The organism is Lacibacter luteus, assembly GCF_004118265.1.
GTDB lineage: Bacteria > Bacteroidota > Bacteroidia > Chitinophagales > Chitinophagaceae > Lacibacter > Lacibacter luteus.
On sequence record NZ_SDHW01000006.1, the window covers coordinates 187,289 to 207,386 of the forward strand.

The 20,098-nt window shown below is 41.0% G+C and carries 12 protein-coding genes; all 12 read right to left on the reverse strand.

The genetic code is table 11. From position 1 onward, the window contains the following. Window position 1: 1 nt before the first annotated feature. The 12 genes from ESA94_RS17485 to ESA94_RS17540 all read right to left on the reverse strand — a co-directional run bounded on the left by ESA94_RS17485 (window position 2) and on the right by ESA94_RS17540 (window position 19,806). Window positions 2-2,002: a protein-disulfide reductase DsbD family protein gene (locus ESA94_RS17485; protein ID WP_129132231.1), complete on the reverse strand. Its 2,001-nt coding sequence runs from the start codon at window positions 2,000-2,002 to the stop codon at window positions 2-4. Window positions 2,003-2,009: 7 nt separating this feature from the next. Continuing rightward, window positions 2,010-2,462 (reverse strand): protein-disulfide reductase DsbD domain-containing protein, encoded by a 453-nt coding sequence (locus ESA94_RS17490; protein WP_129132232.1) that lies wholly within the window; start codon window positions 2,460-2,462, stop codon window positions 2,010-2,012. 5 nt (window positions 2,463-2,467) lie between these two features. After that, window positions 2,468-4,999, reverse strand: coding sequence for a zinc-dependent metalloprotease (locus tag ESA94_RS17495; RefSeq protein WP_129132233.1), 2,532 nt, complete (start codon window positions 4,997-4,999; stop codon window positions 2,468-2,470). 266 nt (window positions 5,000-5,265) lie between these two features. Then, window positions 5,266-6,747 (reverse strand): TlpA disulfide reductase family protein, encoded by a 1,482-nt coding sequence (locus ESA94_RS17500; protein WP_129132234.1) that lies wholly within the window; start codon window positions 6,745-6,747, stop codon window positions 5,266-5,268. 57 nt (window positions 6,748-6,804) lie between these two features. Next, complete coding sequence (locus ESA94_RS17505) at window positions 6,805-7,935, reverse strand: TlpA disulfide reductase family protein (protein ID WP_164972782.1); 1,131 nt, start codon at window positions 7,933-7,935, stop codon at window positions 6,805-6,807. A 90-nt stretch (window positions 7,936-8,025) separates the two neighbouring features. Next, the gene (locus tag ESA94_RS17510; protein WP_129132236.1) at window positions 8,026-9,546 is read right to left on the reverse strand and encodes a PKD-like family lipoprotein; all 1,521 of its coding nucleotides are present in this window, start codon (window positions 9,544-9,546) and stop codon (window positions 8,026-8,028) included. Between the two features lie 17 nt (window positions 9,547-9,563). Further along, window positions 9,564-10,292, reverse strand: coding sequence for a DUF4843 domain-containing protein (locus ESA94_RS17515; protein WP_129132237.1), 729 nt, complete (start codon window positions 10,290-10,292; stop codon window positions 9,564-9,566). 13 nt (window positions 10,293-10,305) lie between these two features. Then, on the reverse strand, window positions 10,306-11,844 hold the full coding sequence (locus ESA94_RS17520; protein ID WP_129132238.1) for a RagB/SusD family nutrient uptake outer membrane protein: 1,539 nt from the start codon (window positions 11,842-11,844) through the stop codon (window positions 10,306-10,308). A gap of 27 nt (window positions 11,845-11,871) precedes the next feature. Then, window positions 11,872-15,255 carry a SusC/RagA family TonB-linked outer membrane protein gene (locus ESA94_RS17525; RefSeq protein WP_164972783.1) on the reverse strand — a complete coding sequence of 1,128 codons (3,384 nt, stop codon included), beginning with the start codon at window positions 15,253-15,255 and terminating at the stop codon, window positions 11,872-11,874. Between the two features lie 200 nt (window positions 15,256-15,455). Continuing rightward, window positions 15,456-16,613 (reverse strand): FecR family protein, encoded by a 1,158-nt coding sequence (locus ESA94_RS17530; RefSeq protein WP_129132240.1) that lies wholly within the window; start codon window positions 16,611-16,613, stop codon window positions 15,456-15,458. Between the two features lie 63 nt (window positions 16,614-16,676). Next, window positions 16,677-17,300: an RNA polymerase sigma factor gene (locus ESA94_RS17535; RefSeq protein ID WP_129132241.1), complete on the reverse strand. Its 624-nt coding sequence runs from the start codon at window positions 17,298-17,300 to the stop codon at window positions 16,677-16,679. A gap of 88 nt (window positions 17,301-17,388) precedes the next feature. Continuing rightward, window positions 17,389-19,806, reverse strand: coding sequence for a glycoside hydrolase family 127 protein (locus ESA94_RS17540; RefSeq protein WP_129132242.1), 2,418 nt, complete (start codon window positions 19,804-19,806; stop codon window positions 17,389-17,391). Between the last annotated feature and the right edge of the window lie 292 nt (window positions 19,807-20,098).

Consider the following 20,098-nt stretch of genomic DNA (forward strand, 5'->3'; position numbering starts at 1 on the left):
TTTACTGATTGCCTGCTGCGTATTTTTCTTTTACGGTATCCAGCAGTTGTTTAAACTTGTTGATATCCGGATCATAACCATATCCATCGGGAACGATCCTTTTTTCATTGGCATCGAGGAAGAAATAATAGGGTTGACTGTTGGCACCATAGCTTGTTACCTGCAGGTCTGCATTTTTATCGCCCAGCGTTTCCACTTGTTTGCTCAATGCTTTGGAGAAATAATGTTCACTCTCCGGCAGGTCAACATTCTGCACATCCACATACAACGATACGATCACAAAATCTTCTTTCAGTTTATTCATCACTGCTGCATCGCTCCACACCTGTCCTTCCATTTTGCGGCAGTTCACACAGTTGATACCGGTAAAATCAAGCATCAATGGTTTCTTTAATTTTCTTGCAACATCCAATGCTTCATCATAATCGAAATAAGTGACCATGCCATACTTTGTTACCACTTCCGGTTCGTACACTTTCATCTGTTCATAATATTTCTGCGGATGCTGAGTAGCAGCGTTCCTTTCAGGGCGCTGATGAATACCTGCTCCCATTACAAAATCCTGTGTACCCATGGGCGGCACAAATGCACTGATGCTTTTTAATGGCGCACCAAATAAACCGGGGATCATATACACAGCAAATGCAAAAGCAGTGATCGCAAACATCAACCTTGTTACAGTGAGATAGGGCAAACCAAAATCATTCTTTGGCAATTCATCATCGTGATGAAATTTGAGTTTACCCAACAGATAAATACCAAGTAATGCAAAGATGACGATCCATAACACTAAGAATACTTCACGATCCAACAACCGCCATCCTTTTACCAAATCTGCATTCGATAAAAATTTCAATGCCAGTGCCAGCTCTAAAAAGCCGAGTGTTACTTTCACAGCATTCAACCAGCCGCCTGCTTTTCCCAATACATTTAATTTACTGGGGAAGAAAGCGAACAAAGCAAACGGTAATGCAAGAGCAGTGGAGAAACCAAGCATACCTACTAGGGGACCAAAATAACTTCCCTTTGAAGCAAGAACCAACAAATTACCAATGATAGGACCTGTGCAGGAGAATGATACCAGCACCAGTGTTAATGCCATAAAGAAGATACCGAGAAAACTTCCGGTACTTGCTTTGGAGTCGCTCTTGTTTGTCCAGCTTGAGGGCAATGTAATTTCAAATGCTCCAAGAAATGAAAAACCAAAGATCAAAAACAAAGCAAAGAACACAAGATTGGCGATCCAGTTGGTGGCAAGGTTATTCAACGCTGCCGGACCAAAAATGAGTGTGACCAAAAAGCCAAGCAGTGTAAAGATCACCACAATAGAACCTGCATAATACAAAGCATTGCGGATACCTTCTGCTTTTGTTTTGCTGCGTTTGGTAAAGAAACTAACGGTAACGGGTATCATTGAATACACACAAGGTGTAAGCAATGCCAGTAAACCACCGCCAAAGGCAGCAAGAAATATCCAGAGCAATGATTTATCTGCAACAGAATTACTCCCATCAGCAGCTGTGTTTACTGCTGTCGTTTCCGGTTGAATAAAAAACTTAAACGATTGCTCACCGGGTAAGTATTCATCGCCTTTAGCAAAGAGGTAACTGATGTTTCCTTTTACCAAAAAGCTATCGCTTGCAGTTGCATTGATCTTTTGCTCCCACAACACCGAATCGGAAAAGAAACTTACCTGCGCCTTTGTGCCGGCATCAAGTTCTGTTTTTGCTGTTCCTTTTTCGGTAACAGTGCCCGACAAATATTTGGCAGCAGCAGAATCGAAATTGAGTGTTGAGAATAACACATCTTCTTCTTTCTTCTGCAAAGCAAACAGTTTATACCCGGGCTTAATACTCACCCTTAACTGCAACAGCATTTCCTTATCGCTGATGCGTTGTTTGTTATAACTGAATGTTACAGCCGACGAATCGGCAGCCTGCAACTGAACTGCTGTTGTAACAAAGCAGAACAGCAGGCCAAGAACCGCACAGATCTTTCTCATCGTTTAACTATTGAATGGCCAATGAAAATTTATTGCTGGTGGGTGGTAAACACTGTGTATCGTTACACACCATGAACTCAACCGTTCCTGATACAGCTGTTTTAACAGCTGCTTTTACTTTAATGGTTTGCACAAAGTTTACCGTGTTGGAAAACTGTTTTACATCCACACCAAACAATTCTTCATGGCGTTGTTCAAGCTTACCCACTTCTTTGGCTTTACCTACCAGTGTAATCAATGGATTTTTAGTAAAGTTGATAGCTGTTGGTACAGGCCCGCCATCGGGTGTTGTTTGTGAATAGATATGCCAGCCTTTATCAATGGTGGCGGTAATATGCACTTCGTACGTAGTGGCGTTTACTTTCTTTAATTTGTACGCCCACTTAACTGGGTTTTGTACCTTGGCATTGGCCATAAAGCCTGCCACTAATAACACAACGAACAATACTAGTTTCCTCATGATCTTTATTTTTTAGTGTCAAGTGATGTGGTTAATCTGTCTGCAAGATCCTGCAGGTGTAATTTGGTGAGCGGATCGCTGCTGGTTGCAATCGCTGCTTTAATTTCTGCAAGCAACGTACGCATGTGTCCTTTCACGATTGACAGACCATCATTCATCTTACTTACAGCAGCACTTGTATTTGGTGCACCGGGAACAGTTGCGGCAGGTGCTTCTGCGGTTAATGCGATCAAACGTTCAACATATAATTTCTGCAGATTACGACGATAGATGTCAATTGCTTTTGCTGATTTCAATTCGCTCCAGATGCCTCTCTTTAATTCATCCAACATTTCTTTTGCTGTATATGCCTGTGCTCCATGAACTGATTCAAACAACAATAATTTGCTGATGGTTGCATTACTGAGCAAACGACCGAGTGCTCCGTTCTGCATGTTAGCAATCGTATTCATATCACCTGCGCCTGTTAACGAGAATATCTTTTTATCGAGTAACCAGGTTGGTGTGGTAAACAATTGTTCCTGTAAGAAAGCCATGGCTTCTTTTTGTTTTGCTTTCGATACAAACTCGATCACCGAACCATTTTCTTCCACTGTTTTTGGCGTGGTCATAATACCACCGATATTTTTTGCTGCATGGCCCATGTAACGGTTGAACTGTCCTGTTACTTCCGTATACATTTCACGCAGGCTTGCATAACCTTCTGTTGGTTCTTTTGTCCAGGTGATAAGATTAGGTACAATGCGCTTCAGATTTTTAATACCATACAATCCTGCTTTCATCGCATTGTCGCCAAGATCTTCGTTTTGTCCACGTGGATCGTTTGCATCTGTTTCTGTACCAAACCACAAATAAGGGTTTGCAGTTGTTTTACTGATGATCCAGTTGTTCAATGTTTCTTTTTGTTCTTCCGGCATCCATCTGTAACCCCATTCAATGGCCCACTTATCATATTCACCAATACGTGGAAACAGGTTGTTGCGATCAATATTATCTTCCGGTTGTGCCACATAGTTAAAACGTGCATAGTCCATGATAGATGGTGTGTGACCATGTTCTGTCAACCACTTATTATCACGCAGTTTTTCAACAGGCACAGTTGAAGAAGAACCAAAGTTGTGACGAAGGCCCAATGTATGTCCTACTTCATGCGATGATACAAAACGAATAAGTTGCCCCATCAGTTCATCATCAAACTGCATGCTTCTTGCTTTTGGATCAAGTGGTGATACTTGCACCATATACCAGTTATGCACCAGCTCCATAATGTTATGGTACCAGTTGATATGTGTTTCCATAATTTCACCACTACGAGGATCATGCACATGCGGACCACTTGCGTTTGCTACATCCGATGGTTTGTACACGATCACATTATGTCGTGCATCTTCCACACTCCATTCAGGATCATTCTTCGGAGCTTCTTTTGCAATGATGGCATTCTTCCAACCTGCTTTTTCAAATGCAGCCTGCCAATCGTTTACACCCTGTATTAAATAAGGCACCCATTTTTTTGGTGTTGCCGGATCGATATAATAAATGATGGGATTTTTTGGTTCTACCAATTCACCACGCTTATACTTTTCAATGTCTTCTGCTTTTGGTTCCAGTCTCCAGCGTGTGATCATGGCCGTTGTTTTCACACCCTGAGGATTTGCATCAAAGTCAACAAAGCCTGTTGCGAAATAACCAACCCTGTTATCGAAATAACGTGGCTTCATAGGTGTTTTTGGTAACAACACTAAGGAGCTGTTGAGTTCGTAAGTTGCAGGTGCACCTGTTGCCGGACCAAAACTTTGTTGTCCCTGTTGTTGTGCAGGTGTACGCATATAGGTACGCACAGTTCCGATCTCGATATTTTGTGGAAATGATTTCATGCCGCTGATAAATGATTTATCGGGCTGCATCATACCCAATGAAAGCTGGCGCTTGGTCATTGCTTCGAAGTAAAAAATATCGTTATCAGTATTGATGTAATCAGTGAAGTCGATCACCACTCCGGCAGAATCTTTCGCCAACGCTTTAATATCGAATGATGCAACAATGGGTTGCAGGTTCGAATTCATCACCGAACGATACATTCCATTTTCACTGCTGTCTTTCGATACTTCCTGGTGCGATACACTGTATAAAAACAATTTGTTATTGGGACCTTTTGCAAAACGGATCACATTTTCACCGATCATATCACCGGCATAACCCATAAAACCTGCTCTGCCGCCAGCGGCTGATTTGGCAATACGGTTCACCACTAATATTTCTCTGCCAAGTAATGAATCCGGAATTTCCAACAGGTAACGTTCACTTACTTTATGCACGCTGAACATGCCTTTATCTGTTCGTGCAGATGCAGGCACAACTTCCTGGTATGGTCTTAACCCGCCTGCAGCAGGTGGACGCATTGTTCTGTTTCCGCCATTTGTTGTATCGGCTGGAGCTGTTGTTGGTCTTGCTTGTGCAGTTAATTCATTGCTGCATAGTAAAAGACCTGATAGGGCAACTGAAAAAAAGAAGCACTGTTTTACTTTACGAATCATGGTTTGTTTTTTATCGTCTTGAAGGAAACTGCTTTTGAAAACTTTGATAGTAGACTAACAACTGTGCAGTTTTACCCCAAGAACAGGTAACATTATTTTTTTACGGGCAAAGCAATCCCTTACCCCATCATTTAAAGAGTTTTAAAACCGTTCATCAACTGTTTTTTTTAGTGATCGTATTTACGCAACCACTAACGGAGCATTAAAGTGCAGGTGGATTTTGTTCACTTGCCCCGGCCTTAAGGCCGGGGCAAGTGAAGCAACAACTATCCTTTCAAAGCCATTTCAATCATGGCATCAATTTCTTCAACAGCGAGTTCGTTGCCACCGGAGAAACCAATGAACTTAAAGCGGATATTTCCGTTCTTATCGATAATGAATTTGGTAGGAATGCCCGATACGCCAAAGCTTGAAACAACTTTATTTGTTCCTGATGCCTGGTCTTTCAGATCCATCATTACGTTGAATGTGTAATTATTTTCTTTGATATACTTGATAGCGTTCTCTGTAGCAACTGCCGCCTCTTCACGCTCCCATGTATGAATAAAGAGGAAGGCAACATCCGGGTTGTCTTTGTATTTGCTTACTGCAGTTTGCATAGCGGGGAAAGAAGCTTTACAAGGGCCACACCATGTTGCCCAAAAATCAACGATCACAATCTTGCCTTTCAGGTCTGCCAATGAAACTGTTTTTCCTTCAAAGTTCACAAGACTGAATGCTGGCGCCGGTTTGTTGATGATCTGCTTCGCCAGATCTTTACGCACATTCGCTGCAAGTATCTTACGCACTTCGGCCATGTATGCATCAAACCCTGTTTCACCTTTCAGTTTTTTATACAGCACTTTCAGATTTTCGTTTACCTCAGGTGTTGCCAAACCATGGCGCACCAGTTCATCATATTTATCAAACGCTTCCTGGTCTCTGCCCAATGCCATATAAATTTTTGCAAACACTCCGTTCATCCCGATGCGGCGTGTACTGTCCGCTACATCGTATGCTTTTTGCTGATAGTCGAGCGCCTGTTGGTAATCTTTACTTTCAAGCAGAATGTTTGCATACATACTTAAATAAGAAGGATAGCCCATTGCTGCAAAACCTGCACCGGTAGAATCTTTCCAGATGGTTTTGTATTTGTATGCGTTATCGATGGCTTCCTGCATCAACAGTTTTGCTTCTTTGTAATGTCCGTTTTTAATAAATGAACGGATAGAACCCATTGAGCCTTCGCCTTTCCAGAATTTCGATTCCATCATGTTCACATACAGCATTGCTTTCTTTACATTATCTTCTTCGGCAAATGCAGTAGCTAAATTATTGCGTGCATAATCGTACATGATCCTGTCGTTACCGAATTTTGCAGGTGGAAATTTTTTCACCCATGCTTTATAAGCTGCTTCTTTTGTTGCAGTTGTTTTAGCTTCATAGATCTTGCTTGCTTCTTCGTTTCTTACCGCTGCACCTAATGGAAATTTGATCTTAATGGCTTTACCAATTGAATCTGACACATTTGTTTTCTGCAACTGATAAAAGTATTGCCTGGCTGTTGACCAATCGCTTTCGTTTTTGCTTTTCAGCAACTCATACATTTTTGAGGCAAGCAGATCTTTATCGGCCTGGTCTTTTGAATTAGCTAACCGTGTGTAATACCTGCGCAGGGTATCAGCCGCAGGACGACCGGTCTGTGCAAAAACAGATGACTGTGTGCAGAACAAAGCTGCTACAACAATAAGGAAACCAAGTTTTTTCATTTGCTTTTTGTTTACGAATACAGCAACAGCTGTATGAATGGTGATGAATAATGTTTATCAGTTAAATATTTCGGCAAGCTTTTCCCAGAGCAACTCAGCTCTTAAATTGTTGGCAATGATTTTTCCATTCGGATCAAGCAGAAAACTCGTAGGCACCACTTTAACACCCAACTCTTTTACAATACCACTCTCCCATCCTTTCAGATCACTTACATGGTACCAGTTCAATCCATCTTTGGCAATTGCTTTCATCCACATATCTTTTTTTGTATCGAGCGAAACACCAACGATCTCAAATCCTTTCTCATGATATTTTTGATACGCTTTTACTACGTTTGGATTTTCTCTGCGGCAGGGCACACACCAGCTTGCCCAAAAATCAACCAGTACATATTTTCCTTTTAACGAAGAGAGCTTTAATATTTTTCCTGATGTATCGGCAATAGCAAATGTTGGTGTAGCCCCCGGTTCAGTTTTGGCAGCAATCAAGAGATATTCTGATATCTGTTTTCCGAACGATGTATTCTTTCCTTTACTGTCGAGCAATGCAAAGAACTTTTTTACACGGGGCAGATCGGTATAATTGATATAACGGTCAATGATAACGTATGCAGTAACAGGCGATGATGGATATTTTGAAACCATGACGTTAATGGCACTATCAGTACTGATGGTTAATGCAGCCATACCATCATCAAATGCTTTGCGCACAACTGAATCGGTTTGCATGGTTACATTGCCCGTACTGTCTTTTTTACCCGTAGCAAGCAAACGATAATATTCTCCGGCCCTGCTTGTAATAGCACTCCACAGTTCGCTCCACTCTTTAAACTGTATATGTGTTTCTGAACCTGTCACTGCTGCTTTACGCAGCTCGCCTTTGTTTGCTGTAATACTGATGTTGCTGTTTTCAACAAAAAGCGGCAACCCATCATTTGCCATACGCAGATAATAAAAATCAGCATCTTTTACAGCGCCTTTAAAGGCAAACTTCCCACTCTTCAGTCTTGTTGAATCATTTACCCGTGTACCATCTTTTAAAAAATGACTTAAGTACACTTTGCCTGTATCAATACCATTCACTATTCCTGTAATAACAAATCCTTTTTTAACTGTCTGTGCTTTTGTTGCAGTTGCCAGCAACAGTGCACACAGTAACAATGCTGACAATCGTAGTTTGCTTTTCATGCTTTCTTTTTTTTTAAAAGGCAATACCGGGGACAGCAGAGACATTTTTTGTCCCCGGTATTGTGTATGAACAATTAAATTGAATAACTACTATGGTACTTTGTAAACGAGGTCAACAATCTTTGAAAAACCTGTAAACACATTTGTGTAAGTAGCACCAAGATCGCCCACTGCCGAGACCGTGAAGTAGTACACTTTACTTTCTGTGCCATTCCATGTTACAGCAACAAGGCGTGCAGCACCTGTGCCCGGAACAACTTTCTGATAAACCAGTTTTGTTACGGTTTCACCTGCAGCAAAACTGAAGGACATAGCTGTAGTGTTTGATGTTGTTTCGTATTTCGTGATGGTATTACCTGCACCATAATAAATATGTGGTGTAAGTGTTGAAGCGGTGATCACATTTGTACCAGTTAAACCAGGTGCATTCATGCTGATCTTTGCTGTGGTAATAACAGGATCGGCAGCAGTTGCCAATGTTTTAAACTGCAAGAGATAAGGCGTTGTTGCATCTTTCATTACCGCACTCCACACACCTGAAACATTTGACGAATCAAGTTTCAACAGATCAAGTCCTACATTGTTCATATCAAACACAGTGCTTGCTGCTGCAGGAAAACTTGCCAAACGTGTTGTACCAACAGAATAGAAACGCTTGTACTTCTTATCAAACATCACAATCGGATACGTTGCAGAGAATGATGCAGCACCTGCAATATCTGTAGCCATATCATAATCAAAACCACCATCAGGTGTACTTAATGCTTCACCCCATTTTTTAATACCGGGGAAACCACCAACAAGGTTTACATGCACTTTTCCATTGTTAACTGATACACCCATACGCTGAAACGGATTTACGCCACTGAGGTATGCTGTCCATCCCTGGAATGTTGGCTTCACAACAGAAGGTGTTGCGAAATACAAATAACCAAACGGAAATTTCTTTTGCAGCGTTAATGCATTTAATTCCTGTCCGTCATTTTCTGTTAACAGGTAAATACGTTTGCCGGGTGATGAAAGATCATCGGTAATGCTAAACGATGTTGCATTGATAGCAACAGGTTTACCTAAAGGTGCAGTGGGATTGATCGATGAATACACTTTCCGTTCAATCGTATTGTTCGGTAAGATCATCGATACATCACCTTCGCCGCCTTTATCTTCAAACAGCATCCATCCTTCACCCAACTTATTTGATACAGTAAGATCGTAAAGTATAAATGCTGATACACCTGTTTTCGGATCAGTTACTTTCAATGTCAACCGATAGTTTTCACCCAATACAAATATGCGACTGTCGACAACATAGTTGAGATCCTTTACACGGGAGATGGTATCTCTCGGAAGATTGTACGCACTGTTTGAAGAGTTGTTATACACAAACCACAAATAGGTTAATCCTTCTGTTTGTATAGTTTGGGTGATTGCTGGCGACAAACGTAATGTATCGCCCTGGAAAACAAATATCCGGTTGGCAGCACGTGCATCTGTTACCGTTATTTTATTAACGCTTGTATAATCGTAATTGCCTTTGTCTTTATAGCAACCGGCAAAGAATGCCAGTGCTGCTACAAGTACAAATGATATATAAAATGATTGCTTGTTCATTGTGTTGCTGTTTTAAGTTATGGGAAAACCACCCTGTTACCGAATTCATCGATCAATGGTCCGTTTGCCAGTTCGTAGTTGTACAAAGCATACTTGGCTGTCTGGATCATAAAGTTGAGATCTTGTGGAAGACCTGTGCTTGTCCATGATGTACGGCCGGTAACCTGTATAAGGAACTGGAATTTTACTTTGGAGAAAACACCAAAATAATTCACCCAAACAGTTTCCCAGTTCGCAGGTTTTGTTAACTGATCGGTGATGTTGATACGGTAATGCAAACGATCTAACACGCCTGTTGTACCGGTACCTGTTACACCATTAATATAACCCAACTTAAAATCGGCAGATTCAACAATAGAAATATGTGCAGTTACAATACTGTCTTTTAAACCCGGTTTGCGATGTAGATAAACAGGCAATGATATCTGGTACGTATTCGCTGGAATTACCAGCGGAGCAAAGGTTATGTGATAACCAAGCTTTGCAGTAGAGCTGTCTTCTACTTTTAAATTAAACGTACGATCCCTGTTTTGCGCAGAACCCATAATGCGGATGGGCATGTACAATGTATCTACTGTATACGATGCAGGTCTTACAGCAAATGTGTAGTCTACAACAGCGCTTGTGTAAAAGTAAATACGTGGATCTTCTTCGTACATCAGTCTGTCGTTCTTTGAACAACCGGCAAGCGACAAACCAATTGCCAGTGTTGCAATGATGCGTGTATATGAATTAAATAAGTTCATGTTTCTTGTTTTGTTATTTACCAAATTCAAGTTCAGCCAAAGGAAGAGGCAGTGTGTACTTAGCAGCCGTCATTGGGTTACCAACTCCATCAGGAATGGTGGTAACATTCTTGCGCTTGAAATAATACCAGATCTGTCCTTCACCATAAAACTCTTTACGGTATTCCTTTTGTATTTCGGCATTCAATACCGCATCCGATGTTACAGAAGCTGTTGTAAGAGCAGGTAATAAACGTGCAGTACGTACAGCATTGAGATACGTTAAACCATCGGTGTATGTTGCTGCTGCTTCTGCTGCGATGTAATACATCTCCGGCAAACGCAATACAGGAACCAGAAACTGCTTTACATTGGCCACATTATCCGAATAATATTTTTTGGTATAAACAACACCTGTTGTAACCTGTGTCCACAAACTTTTTGATGCATCAGGATTACGGATGTCGGTACCATAACCAACTACTGATGTTTCATACAAAGCAGTGAGTTTTGCTTTGGTTGAAAACAGATCGTTGGCATCGCCACCTGCAGCAGTTGAGTTTTTAAAATAATTATCACTGATGCCTTTTAAACCGGAAACATAAAAGGAGAACAGATGCTCACTGCTGAAGGTCATATCTGATGCAGTAGTTGTAGCATCCACACTCAATGTTGTTGGTGATGCAAAGCTGAACTTGGCACTATTGATCACTTCCAATGCATATTTCAATGCATTTGTTTTATCGCCTTTGTACATGTACAATCTTGCGAGCATTCCTTTTACTGCCCAATAGTTTAAATGATTCTGACGAAACATTAAAAACAGATCGGCAGATGTTGAACCCTGGTTCAAAGCTATCTGATCGATCGTTTGATGATCGGCTAGTAAAACCTCAGCTGCTTTCAGATCGGCTTCGCATTTATCCAATGCAGCGCCAAGTGTTAATTTCGCTTGTGGTGTAACGGTGAATGCTTCCATATAAGGAATGGCATTTGCAGCTGCACTTGCTGCATCTGTATAAGCAGGTGCAAACAAACGCACCAGATCGAAGTGTAAAAAACCACGCAAGGCCAATGCTTCACCTTTAATAATCTTGTAGGCAGCAGGCGATAATACACCGGGGCGTGAATCAACATTCTTCAAAATATAATTCGCCTGTGCAATACTTGCATAGGAGTTGCCCCAGATATTATTGATCGTACTCCGTACATTTTGTTGTGTTGCTACTTCCGAAACAAAATTGTAACGAGCTGTTTGCCCGTACCAGGTTGTTGTTTGCGAACTTTTGTTTTCGTACAACTGTGCCATTACATCTACAAAACCATAGGTTGCATTGTAACTGTAACCGTTTGTACCGGCTGCTTTCTGGTACACACCAAACAAGGCATCAACAAATCCTTGTTGAGTAGAAAATTGTTTATCTTCTTTTATCTGCGTAGCAGGACTTACTGCCAGCCATTTTTTGCAGGAGCTTGCTGAGAGCAAAAGCACAAGTAGTAACAGATGCCCTGCTTTCAAATGCAGTTTCCCTTTCAGGAAATTTTGCTTTTTATATTTTAATGTATTCAACATTGTAATCAGTTTAGGTTAATGAATGGATCAGAACGATGTTTGTAACATAACTGTAAAGGTTCTTGCAAATGGATAGTCAAGACCTCTCTCTCTTCTGATAGATGACATCCAGAACATATTACCACTGTACAGCGTAACTTTTGTGTTCTCTACTTTCAGTCGCTTATTAAACTGATCAGAGAAACGGTAGTACAATGAAATATTCTCCAGTGAAATTGAATTATCGTCCTGCACAAAACGTGAAGTTGCATACGTTGGTTCTGTAATTGCAAACCCTGCATTATCGATCAATCCTTTAAAGAAGGTTACATCACCGGGTTTTAACCAACGTTGTTCTGCTACCCTTCTGTCAACATTATATAAAGCAACGTTTACATTCTCTACACGTTCGATCAATGTTTGGTTATACGCCTGTCCACCATAACGGAAACGGAAGAACACGTTAAAACCAATACCATTCTTTTCGAAGTTTGTACCGAATGTTCCTTCTACATCTGCACGCAGATCACCAACGATCACCTGGTCACGTGGATCATACACATTGGTTAACGTACCATCTTTCTTTACAAAAATTTCATAGCCGTTTGATGGATCAATACCTTTTGATGGCACTGCCCAGATTGCAGTTGTTGATTGACCAGCTGCATAACGGACGATGGGGCGTGAACTCTTTGTGTTGTTTGCTGCTTCGTTGAGTTTAGCGATGGTGTTCGATACTCGTTCAATTTTATTTTTAACAGAGAACATGTTTACAAACACACTCCAGTTATCTCTGCGTTTAGGATTTGCCAGTATGTTGAAACGTGTATTGAGTTCCCAGCCACGGCCAATTACATCACCCATGTTTTCTGCATACGAGTTGAAACCGGTTGATGGTGCAGTAGAGATCGAAGCAATGCTACCCTGTGTTTTTTCAACGAAGTAGTTGGCAATGATATCGAGGCGTTTAAACAAAGTGATATCAGCACCAATATTATTCTTCTGTGTTTTTTGCCATGCAAGTATTGAGTTACCAAAGCCTAACAGATAAGTGCTGATGACACCACGGTATTCACGATCGGTATAATACTGGCTGGTAGTTAAACCAAGATAGCTTGCAAAGTTTTGCGAACCGGTGTAACCAAATGAATAACGAAGCTTCAAACGGTTGATGATCGAATGATCTTTAAAGAATTTTTCGTTGTGCAAATTCCAACCTGCACCAACCGACCAGAACGGAGCAAAACGTTTGTCTGTTCCGAATTGTGATGAACCATCAATTCTGTACGAAAGATCAAGAAGGTATTTGTTATCGTATGAATAGCTAAGGTTGCTTAAGAAACCAATCATACGTGAAATACTTTCTGTACCTGTTGGTTTTGTAGCATCAGGGAAACGATTACCCAACACCAACTGATCAAGATTTGGATTAGGGAAACCCTGCACCATAAAACTTTCAGTATGATATTTTGCCTGGCTTGTGTTTACACCAACAGTACCAAAGATCATGTGAGCACCTACTGCTTTGTTTACATCGGCAGTAAGCATGGTTTCAATATTATTCTTTTTACCGTAGCCTTTTGTATAAGTACCTTTTTCAAACGTTGGCTTCGATACAAAGGATGTATGTTGTGCCGGTAAAAATTTATCCGACTCATCGGCCTGGTATTGATAAGCAACACGACCTGAAACACGCAACCATTGTTTTACCTGCCACTGTAATGAAAAGTTGTTGACAATACTGTTGTACGATGTTTGATCAACAATATTGAGACTTGCATTGTACAATGGATTTGTAGGACGACCAACAGCCTGTCCATCAAGATTGTCATAGGTATCGAAGTTGGTTAATCTTGCACCTGAAAGATTTCTTACATCTTCCAGATAGATTTTCAGATTACCTGCACTGTCGTACGGGCTCCAGTATGGATTTAAACGTGCATACTGCGAAAACGAACCGTAAGGCGAGTTGTTTGCTTTGTTGTTATAAATCGTCAGATCGTTTCTGAACTGGAAATTCTTAACCCTGTACGACAAAAAGGTATTACCCGACATGTTCTGACGGTTAGAACCTTTCATTGCACCGGAAATTCTGTTATAGGTAAGGTTAATGCCATACAATGCATTGTTACCACCACCTTCAACATAAATATTATGCTTTTGCCCAATACCTGTTTGTACCGGTTGTGCCAGCCAATCGGTATTAACACCGCTGTTGATGGCTGCAAGACGTGCATTGTAATAAAACGCAAGATCCTGTTCACGAAAATTCCAGTTGTAGAATGTATAAGCGTTCGCTTTATTTTCTATATCAAATTTTTCTCTTGCATTCAACAGATCATAGCTGCTGAGGTCTGGTGCTTCAATGGATAAATTACCATTGTACGAAAAACGAAGCTTACCATCTTTCGGACGAATGGTTTCAATAACGATAACACCATTAGCTGCTCTTGAACCATAAATAGCAGTTGCGGCCGCATCTTTTAAGATGTCTACTTTCAATATCCTGTTCATATCAAGATCGTTGATACGTTGCAGCGATACTTCAAAACCATCTAAGATGAAGAGCGGTGTGTTAACACCTGTTGTATAACTGAAAGGTGTATTGTTTGGCTGACTCAGATCAACCAAACTGTTACCACTACGCAATACCACTTCCGGTAATGCATTAGGGTTTGAACCTAAATTGATATTTTCCGGTAATTGAAAAGAAGGATCAACTGATTTTAATGCAGTAAGCAGGTTGTTATTACTCACTTTTGCAAGGTCTTCTCCAGAGAATGAACTTGCAGCACCTGTGTAGTTTGCTTTCGGACGATAAAACACACCCGTTACAACTACATCGTTCATTGATTTGCTGGAAACTTCCAGCTTTACTTCGTAATAACCGGCTTTCTGAATTTTAATTTCTTTATCTACATAACCAACATAGGAAATTACAAGTACAGCACCTTCATCAACTGAAATGGTAAACTGTCCTTTTCCATTTGTTGTAACAGCTTTGCTGGCAGATTTCACTTTTACCGTAGCACCGATCAACGGCTCGTCGGCGTTCTGGCTTTTTACCACACCTGTTACTTCCACAGGTGGCGGGGCTTGTGGTACTTCGGGCGCTGCAGGCGACGTAGTAACCACTTCCTGCTTTTGTTTTACAACAATGGTTTTGTTCAGGATCGAATACGTTAAAGGCTGCTCTTTAAAACAAAGAGCAAGCGCTTCATCCAGTGAAATGTTATTCACTTTCAACGAAACCGATTTGCTTTTTTTCAGTACCGAATAATCGTAGAAAAAAACATAACCGGTTTGCACCTCGATGATCCGGAATACTTTTTCGAGAGAAACGTTTCTTTCTGAAATAGAAACCTTTTGGGCGTAGCCGCCTGCACTTGCGGTAAGGCAGGCCAGAAACATAATGAAGACAGATAGTTTCATGATCCGCAGCAGTTTTTGTGATGGTAACACATGCGTCCATAGAGAATTGTTACCAAGAGCCGTTAAAAACATAACTTTGTTTTGGTTTGGGTTAAACAATAAATAAGTCGCCAGACTATGTCAATTGTATTAATTCATCCGTTCGCCGGGTAGTGCTTCCAACACGCCCGGTTTTTTGTTTGAATTAATTCGTTCAGGTTCTACTTTGTTACCACTATTTCATTACCGTTTATCTTGTAATGAATATTTGCTTCTGCCAAAATCTGCAATACCACCGACAGGTTATTATCCCTTTGAATTTTCCCCCTGAATGAGTGAACAGGTATTGTCCCTTCGTACCTCACTGAAACATCGTACCATCTTGCCAGTTGCCGCATCACTTCCTGCACACTTGCATCATGAAAAGCAAACATTCCATTCTTCCAGGCCATTACAAGTTCAATATCTACACCATCAACCAGCTTAATACCCGTTTCAACTTCTGCCTGTTGGCCTGGCTTTAACAGTAATGCTTCTTTACCATTCTGCACCTGCACTGCACCTTCGAGCAGTGTTACTTTTAATTCCTTCTCATCATGGTATGCATTTACATTAAAATGCGTACCCAATACTTTTATTTCCGTTTCACCTTTGGCAACAACAAACGGCAGCTTGTCGTTATGTGCCACTTCAAAATATGCTTCACCGGTTATCTCTACTTTCCTTACATCACCTGTAAATACAACCGGGTATGTAAGTGAAGAACCTGCGTTCAACCAAAACTTTGTACCATCTGCCAACATCATTGAAAGAACTTTACTGCCCCTAGGATTTGAAACAGTGTTATAACTGATGTTGCTTCCTGCTGCAGTTTCATCCAGTTCATAAGCAATTTCTCCACTTGGCAGCTTCACCAGTTTCATATTGCCCGGTAGCAATAATTGGCGATTGATAGCACTGTCGATATATACTCTTTGTCCGTTTGCCAGTGTGATCACTGCCCTGTTCGATTCCGGCGCTTGTACATCAGCTTCTATATTGTTCTGAGCCAATTCTGTTTTTGTTTCTGTACGATCGGTCAACACAAACAGACCAGCACTCAAGAGCGCCACTACTATTGCAGCAGCCCACCAAACTTTTCGCCAGTTGAACTGTGCTTTATAAACCTTCCCTCCTGCATCAGACTCCGATCCGGATATCTGTTGCAGGATATTTTTCTCCATTCGTTGCTTTACTACCAGTTTTTCTTCGGCTGATAATTGCAGATCACCCGTTTCTAATAAGTGACCATACCAATCTTCCACCAGCTTCTTTTCTTCAGCAGTGCATTCATTATTCAGGTAGCGTTGCAGCAAATCGTTAGCAGCTTTCAAATTCATAAAATGCGTTTCTTATTAAAGATGTCCGCCAACTAAACCCGAGGGGGTAATAAAAAATAATAATTATTTAAAGAGGCAGCCCAGCAGTACGGAAACAGGTACAGATGATTTGGACAGGGCGGTTTTGATCATGGCAAGGGCGTGCTGAATATGTTTTTTTACCGTTTCTGCTGAAATACCCAGTTTATCGGCAATTTCCTGGTGGCTGAGGTATTGTTGCCTGCTGAGTTTGTATACCTCCTGCATCTTGGGAGGCATTTCGGCAACTGCATTGGAGATCAGTTGCTGTACTTCTTTAAACTGAAGTTGTAACTCCGAATCGGGCGGCAGTGTTTCTACCGCAACATTTGTAAGTAAGGCGAGGTAATCCCGGCGGGTTATATTTTTTTCAATATAATGTATGGCTTTGTAACGAACACTTGTGTGGAGATAAGCAGCCAGAGAACCGTTGATATTTAATTCATTTCTTCTTTTCCAGAATGAAAGAAAAACATCCTGCAATACATCTTCCGCTTCCTCTGTACCTCTTAATACTTTAGCGGCAGTAGTAAACAACTCATCCCAGTAACGGTTATATAACGTTGAAAACGCATCCCTGTCGCCTGCTGCTATTTGCTGAAGCAAATACTCATCGGTATATAGCGCTACTGTATCCACTGACGTAAAATTACTAAAATCTGTAACCATGAAAAAATAGTTGCTGCAAACTTACTACAATCTACCTATTCAGTAGACTAATAATTTTCCGGTGACAGCTCAGATCCAGTTGGATTATTTATTGTACGATCCATTCGTGTATACCGGTTGCATATTCTGCCGGCAACTGTACTTCAATTTTTAAAGCAGTTGTTTTTACCGGTTCAAAATTTACTGTGCAGAATTTATCTTTCTGTATTTCGTATGCACTTGTATTCTTTACAGGTATCCATTGTCCGTTATCGAGGTAATAAATTTTCCATGCTGCAGGAATACGGCAACCACCCCAGGGACCGTCATCGAACCAATAGATCTTTGATGAGGAAACAGTGTACGCTGCATCAAAATCGTACTGCACCCATTCAGTTGTATTTTTCTTTGGCCACCAATGCAGGTAAGAAGCGCCGGGGTCTTTAGAATCAACAGGATCATACTGATCGTTGAGCGACCTGTACATCATTTTATTTTTAACCGATGCTGATATCTTGCTTTTTGATGCAATGGTTGAAGCCGGTTTTGGACGGGCTGCCGATTCGTTATAAGGAATCCATACTTCCATTTCCGATGGTCCCCGATTAGCCCATGCATAATAAGGAATAGCAGTTACCTCCTGCTCTGTTTTCAACAGTTGATTACTTTGCTCCTGCCGTTTGGTAGCGAAGCCTTTCATCTGTAACGTCATTACACCATTAAGTAAGTTTGGTTGATAGGTTGTGTTAACGACGGTATTTTGATCAACTACAATGTTCATCACAGCCGAATCGTTGTTATCGGGACTTTCCAAACAATAAACGATGGGGCCCATTTGCAATGCAAAACGATTTTTATTTGCTGCAACTGCATCGTTCGCTATTACTTTTTGTATGTCCATTGGAAGCTCTAACTGCAGCTTATCATTCTTCGACCATACTCTTGTAATAACAGCATACCCTTTTTTCATTTCATACTTCACAGCTTTGCCATTCAATAATATTGTTACCGGCTTTACATTCTTCTTGCTATTGGTATACAAGTCGCCGGGCACAGGTTCGTTGATTGCCCAACCTGGAATACGTACATACACCGAAAAACTTGTTTTCTTGTCGGGATTGATGCTGATCTCATTCTTACCACTCCACGGATAATTGGTGTTTTGTGTAAGCTCAACTTTTGCAGCAGGTAATTTGATACTTGCCGAACTGCCTACAAAAAGATTTACATACAGATCGTTTTTATTTTGCGCATAGATATATCCCGGCATCGATGGAAGAAAACGAGTCATGTTTGAAATACAGCAGGCACAGCTGAACCATTCGCTTCGCTGATGCTGACCAAGTGATGCTAATGGATTAGGATAGAAAAAACGTTTACCATTTAATGAAACACCTGATAGTAACCCGTTGTACATTACACGTTCCAACACATCAATATACTTTGCATCGCCGTGTAATAAAAACATGCGGCTGTTCCAATAAACATTGGCAATAGATGCACAGGTTTCAGCATAAGCACTCATATTGGGCAGATCAAACGCTGCACCAAATGCTTCGCCATTGCCCGTTGCACCAATACCACCGGTGATATATATTTTTTTGCTGATGACATCACGCCAGATGTCATCAATTGCAGATAGATATTGCTGATCGCCGGTGAGTGCTGCCACATCGGCCATACCTGTGTACATGTATGTTGCACGTACTGCATGCCCAACAGCTGTATGCTGATCAACTACCGGTACATGTGCCTGGCTGTATTCATGATTAAGATGGCCTTTCTTACCACGGAGATCGAGAAAGAACTTTGCAAGATCGAGATAAGCTTTCTTTCCTGTTACACGATACAAACGTGCCAGTCCCATTTCTACTACCTGGTGACCGGGAAATTTTTCTTCCTTGCCCCAGCCAAAAGTGTTTACCAACAGATCGGCATTTTTTATTGCGATATTGAGTAAGGATCTTTTTCCTGTAGCAAGGTAATGTGCAACAGCTGCCTCGTATAAGTGTCCACTGTTGTATAATTCATGACTCAGGTCTTCTTCTTTTTCCCAACGTTTGCCGCCCACCCATTCATGCGGTTTGGCAGGTTTCATGGTTCTGAAAGTGTAGAGATAACCATCGGGTTCCTGTGCAGCAGCAATAACATTGATGAGCGTATCTAAATACTTTTCCAACGATGCATTCTTCTTCGTTTGCAAACTGTACGATGCTCCTTCAATTACTTTATACAGATCGGTATCATCAAATGTGAATGCTGTTAATGTATCAACAGGAATAACACCCGCAGCACGGAGAAAATTATCAATGCGGCCTGTACGTTTGCATTGTTCCAATGTATAGGGAATGGTTACATCTGCATTTACATTGATCTTTGGAGCCCAAAACTGATCGGTTACATGCACCTGTGTAAACACAACAGGTTGTATGGGGTAATCGTTTTTTACCTGTGCGTGTAAAACAGAGCAGCTGAAAACTGATGCCGGTATAATTGCAGCAATTAATTTATTCGAAAGAAAATTCATGTTTCCTTATTGCAAAATGAGTAAATGATCGAAAGCTGAAATTAGAACTAAACCTGTTCGGGATTACTTTAATTACTGATTCCTTTCTTTAAAATCTGTTGCGTACGCTACAGAAACAAGCAGTTTAATTTCGCCTCTCATCCAAAACTACCTTAGTCAGGAGTATTTTCAATGCTGTTATTTGCTCAATACTTAACCGATTTTAACCTTCCCGAGATCTTAATCTCATTGCGATTATAAATACAGTAACACTTTTTTCCGCTTAGTGTTAAGCAAAAAAAAGCCTGCTGCC